The sequence below is a fragment of the Vibrio scophthalmi genome, assembly GCF_040869025.1.
Lineage (GTDB): Bacteria > Pseudomonadota > Gammaproteobacteria > Enterobacterales > Vibrionaceae > Vibrio > Vibrio scophthalmi.
Window position 1 is genome coordinate 2,448,880 of the sequence record NZ_CP134271.1, and the last position, 16,960, is coordinate 2,465,839.

Consider the following 16,960-nt stretch of genomic DNA (forward strand, 5'->3'; position numbering starts at 1 on the left):
AGCAGCGCTATGACCAGCTTTAATCCTTAGCTCCCTTACTGTATCCACCCTTTTTTGTACTTCTGGCATCCTATTTATATCAGATAAAGACGCATCTACAAGCCATAGGCACCAACGATCTTTGGCGTTAAGAAACTCACTTGCTCCAAGTGCTTTTCTAACCCACTTTTCCGCTGTAGGTTCTAACCTTAACAACTCATTTAACTCATCTTTGTTTAAAAAGAAATTGCCTCCATCTGTAGGTTTATTCCCGAACAGAAGTTTAGGAACCCCTTTCACCAATGGTTGCTTGGATGGTGTTACCGCTATATCAGTACCAATAACTAAGTAAGGAGAAATATTATCTACAGATTGGCGATGCCACTCTCCGTTAACATATTGATATAGACTTTTATTTTTAGAGGTGCCTGAGAGGCCGACAATAACAACATGAACAGCTGCTTTATCTTTAGCATTATTAGCCCATGGGAAGGTTGGATACGCTAAGTGTATATGTAAGCCTAACTGGAAGATGGCTGGCCACAATGTAGCAGATTGCTCTCCCTGACATATTGAGTTTGTCGCAACTAAAGCCAATTCAGCGTTCGATGATTGAATATACTGAGCACCTTTCCAAAACCAGCATGCTACAAAATCGAGATATCCAAGCGATTTAAAACCTTTAAATACTGCTTGCATATCATTGCGCTGCTCAGAACTTCTACCTAAAGTGCCTAGAAAAGGTGGATTACCAATTACATAAACTTCATCATTATCTTGTTTAGGGCAAATTTCATCCCACTCTAGTTGAAGACTATTTCCACCGACAATATTGCCTGTTGCTCTTAGCGGTAATGCAGGCTCAGCAGGACCAATATGCTCTTCCCACTGTTTGTTGATTTGGTGCTCCGCTAGCCACAAAGAAAGACGTGCAATTTCACAAGCGAAATCATCAATCTCAATCCCATAGAACTGGTCTAAGTGAATGTTGGTGATAAAGAAACCTTGATCGATCTTCATTAGAGCTTGGATGGCTTCAATTTCAAGAAGACGTAGTTCTTTATACGCAATGATCAGGAAATTTCCTGAACCACAAGCAGGATCAAATACCTTGATTTCACCAAGTCTCACAAGCAGACGCTTAAGACCATTGACACTGTTACGTTGTTTCTCTAGTTCAGCTCGTAGAGGGTCTAAAAATAGGGGCTGGATCACCTTCATAATGTTGCTGTAAGAGGTATAGTGCTGACCTAAACGTGCTCGCTGATCGACATCTATAACCGCTTGAAACATGCTGCCAAAAATATCTGGATTAATGGCACTCCAATCTTCAAGACCACACTCAATTAAAATACGACGACCTTTTTTCCCCAGTTCAGGAATTGGTTCGTCGCTTTCAAACAAACCACCATTGACGTATGGGAAATCAGTTAAATGCTGAGGTAGGCGTTTGCGAAGGTCACTACCGTCGGGACTATTTAGAACTAAGAATAAGTCATGAAGAAACTGATCTAAGTCGCTGCCATCTTCAGACGTCACACTCTTAATCGCTGAGGTGAATTGACTCTTTTGAGGGAAGATTCCTGTATCTTCTGCAAACAAGCAGAACAACAAACGAGTAAGAAAGACGTTTAACGCATGAATATCTTCAGGAGTATTCAAGTCGTTGTTAACACGGATCAGGTCAAATAGCTTACCCATTTTTACAGCCGCTTTTACGTCTGCTGGCTTTTCACTATTTAAGATGGCTTTCTCAAGCCCCACTAGTGGCAAAAAGAAACTGTAATTTCGGTGAAGAACTTCAAAGTCGATATCTAGTCGTTCGCCAGTTGCACTGTCCCACGCTAAAAAGCGTTCAAAATCAGTAGTGATGATATAGCGGATCTTATTCCTAGCGATCATTGGATCAGCGATGACATCATCTAAAGCCGCATCGATATCTTTCGACTCATTCGTCGGGAAATAGTAAAGCTTGTTCTTTAGTCCAATATGACCTTCAATCTTAGCAACATTGCGGTTTCCACCTTGTCGAAGCTGAGTAATTGTGGCTTTAGGAAATTTAAATGCGGTAAGAAATCCATAGATGAATTCGCTAGGTTCTGAAGCTTCAACGAGCTGCTCAAGCTGTTCAAAAATCTTGGCTTGATTGACGGTCATGATTTTTCCTAGGTAAGGGAACTCTAATAATGAGTTGGATTATACCCTTGAAAGCCAGAATGCTCATTGATTTGCATACAATATTTTTGTTTACCAATATCTATCTGCTAAGCGATTAACCATGCCAACAAAATGTATAGACACTAATCAAATGAGTAAGTTATGAAACTGGAATGTCGTTTCTGGTGGAAACGTTCAGCATAAGACCAAAAGCGTTTCCGCCGGAAACGTTCAGCATGAGACCAAAAGCGTTTTCGCCGGAAACGTTCAGCATGAGACCAAAAGCGTTTTCGCCGGAAACGTTCAGCATGAGACCAAAAGCGTTTTCGCCGGAAACGTTCAGCATAAGACCAAAAGCGTTTTCGCCGGAAACGTTCAGCATAAGACCAAAAGCGTTTCCGCCGGAAACGTTCAGCATAAGACCAAAAGCGTTTCCGCCGGAAACGTTCAGCATAAGACCAAAAGCGTTTTCGCCGGAAACGTTCAGCATAAGACCAAAAGCGTTTCCGCCGGAAACGTCAATACACTAAGAGGCGCTGTACAAAGAGTTCTCAGAACAAAAAGATAAATTACTTCAACGTCGATTCTGTTAATTTTTATCGCCTATATTTTCGATTAATCTATCATTGCTTTTCGAATCATATTAATAGTGTTTTCATCGATTCCATTTTCATAATCAATGTAAAATACTCTTTCTGCGAACGTACCTATAGCAGTTCGCATATCCTCTTCGAAATCACCACATACATACCAGCTTGCGTTCAAAAGTTCAGCATGCTTTCTAGTCGTTCTCAACCAGTCTGCATCATCTAATCTAAGTCTATATCTCAAGTCAACGAAAGGAGCCAGTTGATTATCATTGAAAACACCACTTTGAATGAGTGACTCACGTGTGTACGACTGTGGTGAAGTCGGATACAACAGTGCGCCAGCTTGCTGTGCTACGTCTGCTAGCATCTGAGCACTTTTTTTATCTGGTGCTATGTTTAACAACGTCTGTTTAATACTCATAAACTTATAGTTAAAGAAAGCAGACTTCACTTCTTCGTTACTATTAATATAAGCACGTGAGTATAAAATTGTTCGCGGGTCAAAATATAAAATCTTCAAAATAACTTCCCTATCTATTGTATAGGATATACTAAAACATCATATTAAACCCTGAGGGATCCCCTCATAATTTCCCCAAAGCACAACCATGTTTGAATAGATTTTGAGCAAGCAGGGTTGCAGCCGCGAGCAAGTCTTCCCTCGTTATTGTGTAGCCAGAATGCCGCAAAACTTCCATCCCTAAGCGCACTGTTGAGAGTACATTTCGATTTTTGACAGTGTTAGCTTGGAAGTGCTTATCCCAACCTTGTTTCTGACCATGAACTCCAGCAAGCCAAAATGTCAGTTGAAGCATTAGGGCGATTAGCAGCATGATATCAAAGCGCTCTGAGCTGCTAGTTCGGCTATGACGGAGGCCTAAACCGTAGGCTGGGCTTTTCAAGTCTCGGAAGGTTTCTTCAATTTGCATACGCTTCGAGTAGAGCCTAACAAGTTGCTTTGGTGTTCGGATTTCAACGGGCAAGTTAGTCGCTAAAACCCATGGTTCTTTTGTCGAAGCGGAGTAGATTTTAGGTGACGGATGATGACAATTAGTCCGTGTCGAACGCTGATTTTTTCGGCCTTTAGGACGTGATTTATACAGTGCAATTTGACATGAAATTGGGTTGCTCTTAGTCAACCTCTTATAGCCTAAAGTCTTTGAGCGACTTGAGGATATGCTATGTAAGTTGCTGATAGGTTGCCAGTTTTCCGCACCTAAATCTGCATATTGCACTTTCCCTCTGACTCGACTTAACCAGTACCAACCTAGCTTTTCAACGGATTTATACCATGGCACTTTAAAGCCAGCATCACTGACAATGAGCGGTGTAGTGTTACTCGGTAGAATGCTTGCAAGGTCGGCTAGAAATTGGTCATGAGCCTTCTTTGAACATTGCTCTGAAAGCGGAAAGGCTTTCTCATAAAGAGTAATAGAACGACCATGTAGTGCCACCGAAGCCCGCAATACCATAAGCCGTTTTTGCTCACGAATATCAGACCAGTCAACAAGAACAATGGGCATCGAATTACCTGAACAGATAAAGCTGGCATGCCAACGGTATACAGCGAGTCGCTCTTTGTGCAAGTGACGATTACCTAACAATCTGTCGATTCGTTTGATGTTATGTTTTGTTCTGGCTTTCGTTGGCAGGTTACGACCAAGTTCGGTAAGAGTGAGCGTTTTACATTCAAGTAATGCGTGGCAAGCCAGCGTTAAACTGTTGAGTCGTTTTAAGTGCAATTCAGGGCAGAATTGGTAAAGAGAGTCGTGTAAAATATCGAGTTCGCACATCTTGTTGTCTGGTTATTGATTTTTCTCAGAACCATTTGATCACATGACAAGATGTGCATCTACCTTAAATTTATGATTTTTATCAAAATCATTAGGGGATTCCTCAGTACTCTGCAACAATTGTTTATAATACATTTCCATGGCCATCTCCAACTAATAGTCAAAAAGAAGAAATCTGTTTGTTAGCTGAGAATATACTGTTAGTTAGGGAGGACTCTCCGGGTAAAACCTTAGCTGAATTATATAACCCTGACACCATGCCAAACGACCTTTTAGAAGCACATCAGAATCTAGATCTAGCGGTAGATAAATTGTTCAGGAATAAACCTTTTAAAGATTCATCTGAACGGTTAGCTTTTCTTTTAGAGCGTTATGAAGAACTAATCACAAATAAATAATAAAGTTGGCAAAGATTTAGATTATGGAAAACAATATCCTACAAGTTAGCTACAACCAAACAGGGCAAAGTGCATCTCATAATGATATGGGGATGCGAGAAATGCAGGCTCGTGCGTTCGCCGAGCGTGCAAGTCAGTACTTGCTAATCAAAGCGCCTCCTGCTTCAGGAAAGTCACGTGCATTGATGTTTCTCGGGTTAGATAAGCTTGTTAACCAAGGCATTCGTAAGGTCATTGTTGCTGTACCTGAAATGTCTATTGGCGGCTCTTTCAAAGACACTGACTTAATGCAGTTTGGTTTCTTTGCTAATTGGGCTGTAAAACCTGAAAACAATTTATGTATTAATGGCAGTGAAAGCGGAAAAAGTAACGCATTCAAACGCTTTATGGAAAGTGATGATCAAACGTTAGTTTGTACTCATTCAACACTTCGTAGTGTTTTTGATAAGTTATCTCCTACCGATTTTGATGATTGTCTTGTTGCTATCGATGAGTTTCATCATGTGTCTGCCGATGAAAACAGTCGATTAGGTAGCCTAATTGATATCTTAATGAAACAGTCGTCAGCCCATGTTCTTGCGATGACTGGGTCGTACTTTCGAGGTGATACAGTTCCTATCTTGCTCCCAGAAGATGAGGCTCTTTTTACCAAGGTTACATACACCTATTATGAACAGTTAAACGGCTATAAGCATCTGAAGACGCTAGGTATTGGCTATCATTTCTATCAAGGTGCTTACATTGGTGCTCTACCATCAGTTTTAGACCCGACTAAGAAGACGATTGTTCATATTCCGAACGTTAATTCTGGTGAGTCCACGAAGGACAAATACACTGAGGTAGACTCAATTCTTGAAGTGCTTGGCGATGTCATTATGCAAGACCCAGACACTGGCATTTATCAAGTTAAATGCAAGAAAACAGGGACAACCTTGTTGGTTGCAAACTTAGTGGATGACAGCGATATGCGACCTAAGGTTCAGGCGTATTTGCGTGATATTAACTCACCGGAGCAGATGGACGTCATTATTGCGCTAGGTATGGCGAAAGAAGGTTTTGATTGGCCCTACTGTGAACATGTTCTGACTATCGGTTACCGAAGTTCTATGACTGAAATTGTTCAGATCATCGGTCGTGCTACTCGTGATAGTGCAGGAAAAAGTCATGCTCAATTTACAAACCTTATCGCTCAACCTGATGCGCAAGATGACGATGTCAAAGTGTCTGTAAATAACATGCTTAAAGCGATTACTACTTCGCTTTTGATGGAGCAAATACTAGCGCCGAGCATTCAGTTTAAGCCGCGATCTCAATGGGATGGCAAAAGCTTACCAGCCAATACCGTCATTGTTGATGATACAGCAACCCCTGTTTCACAGAAGGTATTAGATATCCTTAATGGTGATAAGGGTGAGATCCTAACAGCTTTGCTTGCTAAAGAATCTGTGACCAAGGGGGCGATAACGGAAACGATCCCTGCTGAAGTGATTAATGAAATAGAGCTTCCATCAGTCATTCAGACTTTATATCCAGATCTAGAAGAGCACGAGATAGAACAAGTCAGAACTGGAGTTTTACAAAGCCTGTATATAGGTCAGCACGGCGGTCTAATTGATGGTAAAGATCTTCCTGATGATGCCGTAATTGAAGATGGTGGCGCTTCTTATAGTAAAGAAAATCGCTCAAATGAGAACGGAGATTCTGGGCTGAATAATCAGTTCATAAAATTGGGTGATAAGTTCATTAATATTGAGAATTTAGATATTGACTTGATTGACTCGGTAAACCCTTTCCATGGCGCTTACGAAATACTGTCTAAATCTGTTGATGCTGCGGTTTTGAAGACTATTCAGCAAGCAGTACGAGCCAGTCAAGCAAAGGTTTCTGAAGAAGAAGCAGTAATGCTTTGGCCTCGAATTAAAGCTTTTAAGGCGGAGTTTCAACGTGAACCGTCACTTAACTCATCAGACCCGATAGAGATACGTTATGCAGAGGTGCTCGCTTACATTCGAAAAATGAAACAACAACGAATGGCAAAGCAAGGGTAACTAAATGATTCGATTACGTTCTTCTAAGGCGGTAGAAAAGATCAATCTGGATGACATCTTTTCTGAAGAGGATGATTTGGGGTTACTCGATGTAACCCCTCTGAAAGTCAAAGCACCTGCTGGAAATATATTAGCGAGTCAGTTTGAAGAAGTTGCTCATTTTTACGAGCTAAATGGTCGTCTGCCGAGCGTTGATGCTCCAACATTTGATGAGAAGCGCCTTGCCCGCCGTTTAAAAGCATTTCAATCGAATCCCGAGCAATGTAAGGCGCTGCTCCAATTTGATGTTCATAGCTTATTGCAGGGCGAAGCTACCGTAGCCATAAATGAGCTCACTGAAGAAGTTGCAGATCAGCCGCTATCTGTTAAACCTGATAAATCGGAGTTAGTCACATCTCTTGACGATATTTTTGAGGATGATGACGATCTTTTGGATTTTGATGCCCCAGATCTATTTACAATGCGTCATGTCCCAGCGGAAAAGAAAGTTCAACCAGACGAAATCGCGAAACGTCAGCCATGCGCAGATTTTCACCGTTATTCATCGATATTCGATACGGTACAGCAAGAGCTAAAATCTGGTTTATCGTCTTTAGATAGATTTCGCCATGAGCTAAAGATCCATGTTGGGGATGCTTTTATTCTTAACGGGGTTATGGGGTATGTTCATTCAGCCGGAGAAAGATTGGAGGGGTATAGTACTTATAATGCTCGTTTGCATCTAATCTTCGAAAATGGCACTGAGATGCACATGTTGTTTCAGTCGTTGACACATGGTTTGGTTCGCGATGAACAGGGTTCTAAAGTTGTGCGTGAGGGTTTACCTCTGGCTCCTGATGATACTCCCATTCCAACAGGGCTTGTCTACGTATTAGCAACAAAGAGTACGGATAGTGCTTTAGCTGAATATAAGTCGAACCTTTATAAGGTTGGATTTACAGATGGTACAGTGGATGAGCGTATCAAATATGCAGAGAAAGATAAGACATTCTTAGAAGCGCCTGTGCGTGTGGTTATGACAACAGAGTGCTACAACATTGATGCTCACAAACTCGAAACGCTTATTCATGGTTTCTTAGGACACCGACGGTTAAACATCACGCTCAAAGGACAATCTGGTCAAACTTATAGTCCCAAAGAGTGGTTTTATGTGCCATTAACTACTGTCTTAGAGGTCATCAAATATATTCTTGATGGGACGATTTCGCTGTACAGGATAGACAATACCACTGGTAGGGTTGTGAAGAAATCATCGCTTTAATAGTGTTTGCTATAAATCAGGGGGGATGACATGTCTCCCTTTGGAGGCAATTGTTGATCGTAAGCGATTAGATATAAAGTTAACAACTACCGAGTATCTCTCGGTTGATAGTAGGAATATTATGGTTATCGATCCCGAGTTAGAGCGTTTTGCCGAACGCTGCATAAGAGCTGTCGGACTTGGACCAACATTTAGGCTCGTTGTAATGCATGGTAATTACTTCGACTCTGCTAGCTATACTACACGTATCTTAGAGCCGTTAGCTAGGAAGCTGGGCTTTGTATGCAAAGTTGTTGACTTGTCTAAGTTGGCAAGTGAGCAACTAGGTGTGTGTGAAATTGGCGGTATAGAGGACTTGCTTAGAGAATGCGGTGACGAGCAGCGACCATTGTTAATTATTAGAAACACTGAACGCCTGCTTGACCAGAACCTAACAACTTTCCATACTAAGTTTCGCGGACTTCTTGATTGTTTCGATACAACAGCCGTGATTTTCTTCTCCAGCAAAAAACAAAGTATAGATATCCTATTTAAGGATAGTTCTATGCCTCTCTACTGTAGTGCCGCAATAACTAACATTTAGCCGAATGAACCTGCATGTTTAATTAAGACATAAACCTGTCAGCCCTGATTACATTGTAGTGGTTTGCAAACTGACAGATTGAGTCCTGACTAATTCATATAAGTGCTCTTGTTCTCTTAAACGGTTGGGATGTTATACTAGAACGCCCAATTTAGTAGCGCTAAAATGTGAACCGTTGATACCTGATTTACCGATCATCAAAGTATCGTACTTTAGGCTAAAATCACGTGGAATTTCACAACGATCAATTACGATATTTCGGCATTGACTACAAGCAACTCGCCAACGACTCAAAACGAGGTTCTTACTGGAGTTTGTGATGGTTAGCAAAAACTCGATTTTACAATCCTGTAGAGTAACGTTGTCGATTTGAAATTCATAAAGCCCACCCTTATCTAGTTGTTCTACCTCAGCAACTAAATCTTTCATAAGTAATTTATCCTCTAAATTTCCCAAACGTCATGACATTTAGTTCAACGGTTCATCATGCCATATCTGGTCTATGAATGTATGCCACTTTTTTACTGTCAGAACAAGTTTGAAAGGATAGCAAATATTAAAATATCTATTCACGGATGAGTGATGCTTTGTATCAAAAGGTACACTTTAGTTACACAAGCGCAGCACCTGTTGAAGTGCTGTTTTGTATGTAACATAAGGTGTAAATTATTTTTTTGACACTCTGTAACTAAAGGTATTATATTTTAGTTACACAAAATAATAATCAGGTGTGTTAATGACAACTCAAAAAGTTGGGTACATAAGAGTATCTAGTGCAGAACAGAATGTTGATAGGCAGCTAGTCGATATGGATTTGGACAGAACGTTTGTTGAAAAAATGTCTGCTAAGGCTGCGCATAACAGACTTGTTCTTACAGAGTGCATTAATTACCTTCGCACTGGCGACGAACTCTATGTTCATTCTATTGATCGATTAGCACGTAACCTCCTAGATCTCCAAAGCATAATTGGGGAGATAAACAAGAAAGGGGCTTCTATTACGTTTGTTAGTGAGCAGCTTGAGTTTTCTACCAAGGAAGACCCATTCGCCCAACTAACAATGCAAATGCTAGGTGCATTTGCTGAGTTCGAAAGAAAACTGATTAACATCAGGCAACGAGAGGGGATGCAGGCTGCAAAAGCAAAGGGAAAACATATAGGTCGCCCTTCGCTATCATCAGATGTAATAAATGAGATACGTAAGAAAGCCGTAGAGGGGTTAAGTAAGACTCAAATAAGTAAGGAATGCGGTGTGTCTCGACAAACGGTATATCGCGTCCTGAAGGATACATAAAGTTTCTTAGACTCAAATGGGTTCAATTTGGTGGATAAGTGAGGATACACGCTCACCTTTCTCAGAGAGCGAATCAGATCAGAGAGATAGCTCCACAAACTTCAGTCCAAAGGTCTGTTACAGCTGAAATGCGGTCAAAGCTTGGTGATGTCGCTTCTATCGTATGTTAAGGGGGAATGTCATCATTTCTAATGCTATAGGTTGTTTATTACGCATCATTCTTTTTGAACCTGTTGTCCCCCATTGTCCACGCGTGGACAATCACTGAATCACGTACGAGTGAAGGTGCTACAGAGCAGAGCATTTACCAAGGTGTTTGCGTATGCGTGCTAGTTCAAAAACACAGAAAAGTCCAATGACTTTGAGCAAAGCTAACTGCTCTTTATAAGCTCTAGATCTATGGTCGATTTGTACAATGGTGCCGAGTAACTTTGGCAGATGTTATTGAATTGATCAGGGTTGTCGAACACAAAAGTGGCTCGAATATGATTTACGTTATATGTTGTGGTGAGAACAGACCGTAACCAGCCAGCAAGAGAAGTATCTAGAAGCGCATTGCAACTCGCAAACCAAACCCAAGTTTGCTCATTACTTCGAATTATATCTAAAATCTCCGATTTATATCTGTAGTCTTCTCCCATCGAAGCTAGGTCGATGTACGCTACACTAGCACCTAGTTCATGGTTAATGCGATTATACGAATCTTGATACTCTTTACGGCATTCACTTGCAAATGCATGAAATCTCATCATGCCTAGCTGCCAATAGCCATGAATTAAGCGTTCTGGTGTACCTACAGGCCAACTATCAAAGGTGAAAAGCTCATTTTTACGCATCGAAAACCTTCTTTTTATGCTCAGTTAAGACAAGACTTATTGTTCCACAATTTTGATCTCCCGTGCTCAACTGCTCCATAAAACGCTGCATAGTTGTTCGCATAGATAAATACTCTGTGGGGAACAGTTTTACCAGCATTTTTGACATGTGACACTACGGTTACTTTTAGTGCTATCAACAGATAGGGCAAAAACAGTCTAAACCCAATAACTAGTACGTACAAATAAGAATCCACGGGTCTATAACAAAAGCTGCTCAATTCAATTTTTGCGATCTGGTGACGCCGTCCCTTCGATTCTGTCCTTCTTTCTAGCAACCATTAGCGAGCTTTAGTTCGACACCGAGCTTGCTACACGGTTAGCTCACTTTTGCCCCTTTCCGTGCCAGCGACGCTCAACCTCTCAAATCATAGTGGGCGATTTGACCTACTTTCTCTTATCTATGTAATGTCTACCGCATTGGGGTCGTACACCAAACAATAAGCTTTATCCCAAAGTATTGTTTTTAATGTGGTTGTATCATGGTTTCTATCAAGCTAACGAAGTAGACTCCAGTAGTTACTTTTTGAACTGGATGCTAATTATGACTAACGAATCTTCTCCTGATGACCTTGCAGCGCAAGTTTTTGGTTCACAAACACCTCTCCCACCTTTTTGTAATATTGAAAAAGGAGAGCTAGCTATAAAGTTTTCTAACTCTACCTTCTGGTTACCACTGGACGAACCAACAATGAGAAGAGTTCATCGACAAACAGGTGTCCTTAGCGATGAACTTCGTAATAGTCTAGAACTGAACCAGCAAAAGGCTTCAGAGTTCCTTTCAACATCTCTTCAGCTTCCAAATCTAGCTCTCTTTGCTGGGAGTGGTGCTTCCCTTGGAGAGCCCAATGGCCCATCTATGTGGGACCTATGGGTAAAATGTATGTTCGTGAACGCCGAAGATAATGGCATCGAGAACGCAGTCGAACAGCTTCATGAGGAAGCCAAAGCCATTTGCGACAAGTTACGCTATACAGATCTTGAATCACCTAATATTGAGCACTTTTTGTCTGCTTGTGATGCATACCTTACCGTTTACCCAGAAGACCAGTCAGTGAGGCCGTTCTTAACTTCTTGTAAAGCTAAAATACTTGAAGCTTGTTCTGATTTTTTATCGATAGGTAACCCAGATATTTCAGCATATACAGAAACGCTCAGAAAGTTAGCAAGGCGGCGTACAAGAGATCCAAGACTAAAAGTATTCACAACTAACTATGACATGTGCTTTGAAACAGCGTCTTCTGATTTGGGGATGATGGTCGTTGATGGATTTTCCTACACAAGAAAGCGTCGTTTTAATGGTCAATACTTCAATTTTGATGTGGTTAACAGAGCCAATGAAGAGCAGTCCTTCATTCAAGGTGTGATTCAGTTATATAAGTTACATGGCTCCGTAAGTTGGGAATACCAAGATAAAGATGTGTATGAAGTTCAGCAGCCATCTCCTGAAATAGCATGTCTTATCTATCCAGCAAAAGGCAAGTACCAACAAGCATTTATACAACCTCATCTAGAGCTTTTGTCTCGTTACTTAGAATTTCTACGGTTACCAAACGCTTGCTTGGTGGTAAGCGGATTTGGTTTTAATGATGACCATTTATCCGAACCTATTCTTTCTGCGATTAAATCTAACCCTAGCTTGAAGTTAATTGTTTCTGATTATGCTGCATATGAGCAGATTAACGGTGGTGGTAGTCATTATTGGCAAGACTTATCTTCCTGTGGAGCCGATGTAACATTCATTAATGCTTCTTTTAAGCAGTTATCTGGATTGATACCCAACTTAGCCGCACTGAGCCCTGCTGAACAACTCGGTAAAGACGTTCAACGTTTGTTGGTAGGAGGTAATGGGTGATTTGTTTATTGAATAGTGGGATCCTAAACCCTTCCCTTAAGGTTGGAGTGATCGCGGGAGTTAACGCAAAAGGTATCACGCTGAATCTGACAAAGGCTGGATTGAAATCAGCGAGTTATCACAACGGAGGGCGCTACGGTAGAGGAGAAGTCGGCGAGTTAGTTCTTATTGAAGGACAAACGGGGTTAACTCTGGGGAAGGTTCTAGATGTTAGGCTACCTGAAAAAGCACGACAAGTTCTGGCTAATGTAAGTTCTGACGATGAGATAGATGCAATAGGTTACATGCAGGTTCTGGGCTCCGTTTGCCTTAGTACATTGGCAGTTTCTGCAGGTGTAACAACATACCCAAGAATAGGGGATAGCGTTTATTCAGCACCTGCTGAGTTTATTGCAAAGCTACCTGAGCTATCAGATCGTGCCATATCAAAGGAACAGCCTAGACTAATCAAACTAGGTTCTATAGCTGAAGGTGTTTCTAGTGATGTTGCAGTAAGCCCCGAAAAGCTTTTTGGTAGACACTGTGCAATTCTCGGCTCAACCGGAGGAGGAAAAAACTGGACAACTTCTAGGCTTATTCAGGAGTGCGCTAAGTTTCCGAACTCTAAAGTTATCGTTATTGATGCCACAGGAGAGTATCGAAGCCTACCCACGTCCTATACCATGCACCGTCATTTAGGGAATCCTATAAATACGCATCAAGACTCCACTTGTTTTAGAATTCCGCCAACTGACTTCGTTGAATCTGACTTTTTAACTCTCTTTGAACCATCAGGGAAAGTTCAAGGGCCCAAACTTAGGGAGGCTATAAGAAGCTTGAGGCTTGTTCACTTGGATCCGTCTATAGCTGAGCATGGTGTTTTAATGAAAGTTAAGCGAAGCAAAGAGGCTTATAGAGCTTCAATGCGAAAGCGACATCCTGATACTCAGTTACCTTTCTCAGCCTTGGTGGACTTACCTACACAGCCTTTTGATGTTAAAAAACTCATGCGGCAAATAGAGCAAGAATGTTGCTGGTCAAATAATGATGCTTGGGGAGACCCAACAAACGATTTAGGCTATTGTTCTTCTCTTTTTACAAGAATTCAGTCTGTACTCAAATCACCATCGTTCGAAGTAGTGTTTGACGAATCTCAAGGGGACTCTCTTGGTCAAGTTTTAGATGAATTTCTCAGTTCACATAGTCGTGTTCTCCGTTTGTGTTTAAGTGCTACTAGTTACGAGTTTAATGCAAGGGAGATACTAGCTAATGTTATTGGACGTAAGTTGCTGTCTTATGCGAGAAATGAACGATTTACTAATCGACCTTTACTTGCTGTAGTCGACGAAGCTCATAACTTTCTTGGAAAGAAGGTAGGATTTGAAGAGTATGCAACTCGTCTTGATGCTTTTGAAATCATTGCAAAAGAAGGGCGTAAGTATGGTTTGAATATTTGCCTTACCACTCAACGACCTAGGGATATTACCGAAGGTGTTATAAGCCAAATGGGTACTTTACTTGTCCATCGCTTAACTAACAGTAATGACCGTGAACTTGTAGAACGAGCGTGCGGAGAAGTGGATAAGTCGATGATCGAGTTTTTACCTAATCTAAAACAAGGGGAACTTGCTGTTGTTGGGGTCGATTTCCCGATTCCTCTGACAATTCAGGTGCATAAACCTGAGCATCCACCATTGTCTGATAGCCCAAGTTATCAGTTGTACTGGTAATATAGCTATCTATTGGTATGAGATAAGGAAAATTCTGAAGTCATGTTTTTCTTTTTACCCTAGAAAGATTTATCCGAAAGTCCGGCATTCACCAGAAATCGCAAAACGGAATTGCCCAGAACCGTTACAAATGGCACTTCGTAACTCAGAAGTGCCCCAAAGTCGTTTAGAGCAAGTTATCTACGCTACAGAAAATCAGCATGTTTTCCCTACTAAAAGTAATCCCATCAACACCCCATAAATTCTAAAAATATGCCATTTATTTGATATGAGCATCAGTTGCGAATATTCGATTGTGATAGCGTCCAAAAAGTCAGCATTACACCACTTTATGAAGTGGACATTTGTACCTCTCAAAATTTAATCCAACTATTTTTAGACAGTTAAAACGGCGTGGGTATCAGGAAGAGTCGAAGCGGAGTGAATATGGTAACTAAGAAGTTTGACCTAAATATAGATCGAATGCTTGAAAACTGGGACGTTTTCCATGCCGTTCGGGAAATCATTGCAAATGCTCTCGACGAGCAGATATTGACTGACACAGCGGACATTATTATCTCACGTGATGACCGAGGTCAGTGGTGTATAAGGGACTTTGGCCGTGGTCTTAGACACGAGCACTTCACGATGAACGAGAATCAAGAAAAGCTCGAACATCCCGGACTAATCGGAAAGTTCGGTGTGGGCTTGAAGGACGCTCTAGCCACATTCGATCGCTTGGGAATCGAAACCCGTATCCGCTCTAAGTTCTGCGATGTCTCCTTCGACCGTTCTGAAAAACATGATTTTTCTGATGTCATCACGCTACATGCCTGCATCTCCGAACCGTCCGACCCTGCATTCATCGGAACAGAGTTCATCTTGAAAGGCTGTTCTACAGATGATATTGAGAAGGCGAAGAGTCTATTCCTATGTTTCTCCGGTGAAGAATGCCTAGAGAAAAACCAATATGGAGAAGTCTTGCAGAAAGTGGGTAGAGTCTCTTTCATTTACATTAACGGTATTCGCGTCGCCGAAGAAGAAAATTTTCTGTTTTCCTACAACATCACTTCGCTGACGACTGCTATCAAGAAGGCTCTCAATCGCGAACGAACGAATGTCGGGAGAACCGCCTACTCCGACCGAGTTAAATCCATTCTGCTAGCTTCCTCTTCGGAGGCAGTTGCTCAAACTCTCGTCAATGACCTCGGTAACTTTGGGAGCGGCTTACTCCACGACGAAATGAAATGGACGGATGTCTCCGTTCATGCATCGAAGATCACCAATGCGTCGGGAAACGTCCTGTTCCTGACGGATGAGGAGATTATGAATGCTCCGCGTTTCGTCGAGGAAGCTCGGGCAAATGGGCGGCAGATAATCACAATTCCGAGTAACGTCAAAGAAAAGCTGTCGGGACAGGTTGATACTGAAGGAAACGTAATACAGGATTTAGGCAATTTCATTTCTGGGTGGAACGATTGTTTCGAGTTCAAATTTGTCCCACTAGAAAAGCTTTCACAGGCCGAAAGAGTGGTGTTCGACATGACCGGAAGGCTCGCAGATCTAGTCGGTGGACTTCCTTCGAGGGTTCAGTCGGTAAAAATCTCGGAAACGATGCGCCCCGAGACGGGGGGCTTCTCGGAAGCTAGGGGGCTTTGGACAGGTACGGAAATCATCATCAAGCGCGACGAACTTGCTTCTGTCGAGAGCTATGCGTCGACCCTGCTTCACGAAATAGCTCATGCTCGAAGCGGAGAGGTCGACGTCACAATCGGTTTCGAACAAGAGTTGACCTCACTTCTCGGGATGGTTGCATCGAAAGCCCTAATCACTATCGCCGACGAGCACACAAGAGCCCGATTACCTGAAACCCATACTTCATCGCGATACCCACAAACATCGAATCAAGACTCAACTCCAAAGAAAAAGATAGGTTTTTGGGCAAGGTTTTTCGGCAATCCTTAGGGTGACGTGATAGTGCCCATCATCCTAATTCATGTGCAGATTCTGATGAACTGTTCGCGGTACGGATGATTAGTTCATTGATTTAGGAAGCAACGTCCTCAAATTCAGCGTATCCGAACAACATGGCTTAGGACACCAATTCTAAGCTGTTTCTGCCCCTCCCTAGGTCTATCTGTTTTGGGACGTCTATGCCCCATTTCTTGTTAGTACAAAAGCTCATTCATGCTCTGTTAATGTTAGTTCTGCCCTACTGGCATTAATGATTTGCTACAGAGCTATTAGGTGGCATTTTTCAGTAATTCCTCTTTTGTCCACCTACAAAAATTACGTAACTTGTTAATATTAATTGAGTTGATAAAAAAGAGAGCGCAAGATAGACCAAAATGAAAGACGGATAAAGGCAGTCTAAAAAGCGTTAATTGGCTAGTAATCTCATCAGAAGTAAAGAGATTGGTAAATATAACAACGGCATAT

Annotated in this window: 12 protein-coding genes and 2 pseudogenes; 8 read left to right on the top strand and 6 right to left on the bottom strand. The window is 41.7% G+C overall.

Annotated elements, in window-relative coordinates; translation table 11 throughout:
- The 4 genes and pseudogenes from RJD38_RS11290 to RJD38_RS11305 all read right to left on the bottom strand — a co-directional run.
- Positions 1-2,136: pseudogene (locus tag RJD38_RS11290) on the bottom strand (class I SAM-dependent DNA methyltransferase); the annotation flags it as partial.
- Between the two features lie 160 nt (positions 2,137-2,296).
- Positions 2,297-2,626 (bottom strand): hypothetical protein, encoded by a 330-nt coding sequence (locus tag RJD38_RS11295; protein ID WP_065545546.1) that lies wholly within the window; start codon positions 2,624-2,626, stop codon positions 2,297-2,299.
- A gap of 125 nt (positions 2,627-2,751) precedes the next feature.
- Positions 2,752-3,246 carry a hypothetical protein gene (locus RJD38_RS11300; protein WP_065545547.1) on the bottom strand — a complete coding sequence of 165 codons (495 nt, stop codon included), beginning with the start codon at positions 3,244-3,246 and terminating at the stop codon, positions 2,752-2,754.
- Positions 3,247-3,310: 64 nt separating this feature from the next.
- Positions 3,311-4,519 carry an IS4 family transposase gene (locus RJD38_RS11305; RefSeq protein ID WP_032073033.1) on the bottom strand — a complete coding sequence of 403 codons (1,209 nt, stop codon included), beginning with the start codon at positions 4,517-4,519 and terminating at the stop codon, positions 3,311-3,313.
- A gap of 104 nt (positions 4,520-4,623) precedes the next feature.
- On the opposite strand from RJD38_RS11305, the pseudogene RJD38_RS11310 reads away from it, so the two are divergent.
- The 4 genes and pseudogenes from RJD38_RS11310 to RJD38_RS11325 all read left to right on the top strand — a co-directional run.
- A pseudogene (locus tag RJD38_RS11310) lies at positions 4,624-4,917 on the top strand (type IIL restriction-modification enzyme MmeI); the annotation flags it as partial.
- 23 nt (positions 4,918-4,940) lie between these two features.
- Entirely contained in the window at positions 4,941-6,965 is a 2,025-nt protein-coding gene (locus tag RJD38_RS11315) for a DEAD/DEAH box helicase (RefSeq protein WP_065545544.1), read from the top strand.
- Between the two features lie 4 nt (positions 6,966-6,969).
- Positions 6,970-8,226 carry a GIY-YIG nuclease family protein gene (locus RJD38_RS11320; protein ID WP_065545543.1) on the top strand — a complete coding sequence of 419 codons (1,257 nt, stop codon included), beginning with the start codon at positions 6,970-6,972 and terminating at the stop codon, positions 8,224-8,226.
- 121 nt (positions 8,227-8,347) lie between these two features.
- Positions 8,348-8,809 carry a hypothetical protein gene (locus RJD38_RS11325; protein ID WP_065545542.1) on the top strand — a complete coding sequence of 154 codons (462 nt, stop codon included), beginning with the start codon at positions 8,348-8,350 and terminating at the stop codon, positions 8,807-8,809.
- Between the two features lie 132 nt (positions 8,810-8,941).
- Here the strand turns inward: RJD38_RS11325 and RJD38_RS11330 are convergent, their stop codons facing one another.
- A complete protein-coding gene (locus RJD38_RS11330; protein ID WP_065545541.1) occupies positions 8,942-9,238 on the bottom strand; it encodes a hypothetical protein in 297 nt (98 codons plus the stop codon).
- Between the two features lie 307 nt (positions 9,239-9,545).
- Between RJD38_RS11330 and RJD38_RS11335 the strand changes: the two genes are divergently transcribed.
- Positions 9,546-10,103 carry a recombinase family protein gene (locus tag RJD38_RS11335; RefSeq protein ID WP_065545540.1) on the top strand — a complete coding sequence of 186 codons (558 nt, stop codon included), beginning with the start codon at positions 9,546-9,548 and terminating at the stop codon, positions 10,101-10,103.
- A 371-nt stretch (positions 10,104-10,474) separates the two neighbouring features.
- On the opposite strand, the gene RJD38_RS11340 is transcribed toward RJD38_RS11335, so the two are convergent.
- On the bottom strand, positions 10,475-10,939 hold the full coding sequence (locus RJD38_RS11340; protein ID WP_065545539.1) for a hypothetical protein: 465 nt from the start codon (positions 10,937-10,939) through the stop codon (positions 10,475-10,477).
- Positions 10,940-11,522: 583 nt separating this feature from the next.
- On the opposite strand from RJD38_RS11340, the gene RJD38_RS11345 reads away from it, so the two are divergent.
- The 3 genes from RJD38_RS11345 to RJD38_RS11355 all read left to right on the top strand — a co-directional run bounded on the left by RJD38_RS11345 (position 11,523) and on the right by RJD38_RS11355 (position 16,486).
- Positions 11,523-12,833 (top strand): SIR2 family protein, encoded by a 1,311-nt coding sequence (locus RJD38_RS11345; RefSeq protein WP_231893135.1) that lies wholly within the window; start codon positions 11,523-11,525, stop codon positions 12,831-12,833.
- Positions 12,830-14,542 carry an ATP-binding protein gene (locus RJD38_RS11350; RefSeq protein ID WP_231893134.1) on the top strand — a complete coding sequence of 571 codons (1,713 nt, stop codon included), beginning with the start codon at positions 12,830-12,832 and terminating at the stop codon, positions 14,540-14,542. The genes RJD38_RS11345 and RJD38_RS11350 overlap by 4 nt, the downstream gene beginning before the upstream one ends.
- A gap of 426 nt (positions 14,543-14,968) precedes the next feature.
- Positions 14,969-16,486 carry an ATP-binding protein gene (locus RJD38_RS11355; protein ID WP_065545537.1) on the top strand — a complete coding sequence of 506 codons (1,518 nt, stop codon included), beginning with the start codon at positions 14,969-14,971 and terminating at the stop codon, positions 16,484-16,486.
- Positions 16,487-16,960: the final 474 nt, after the last annotated feature.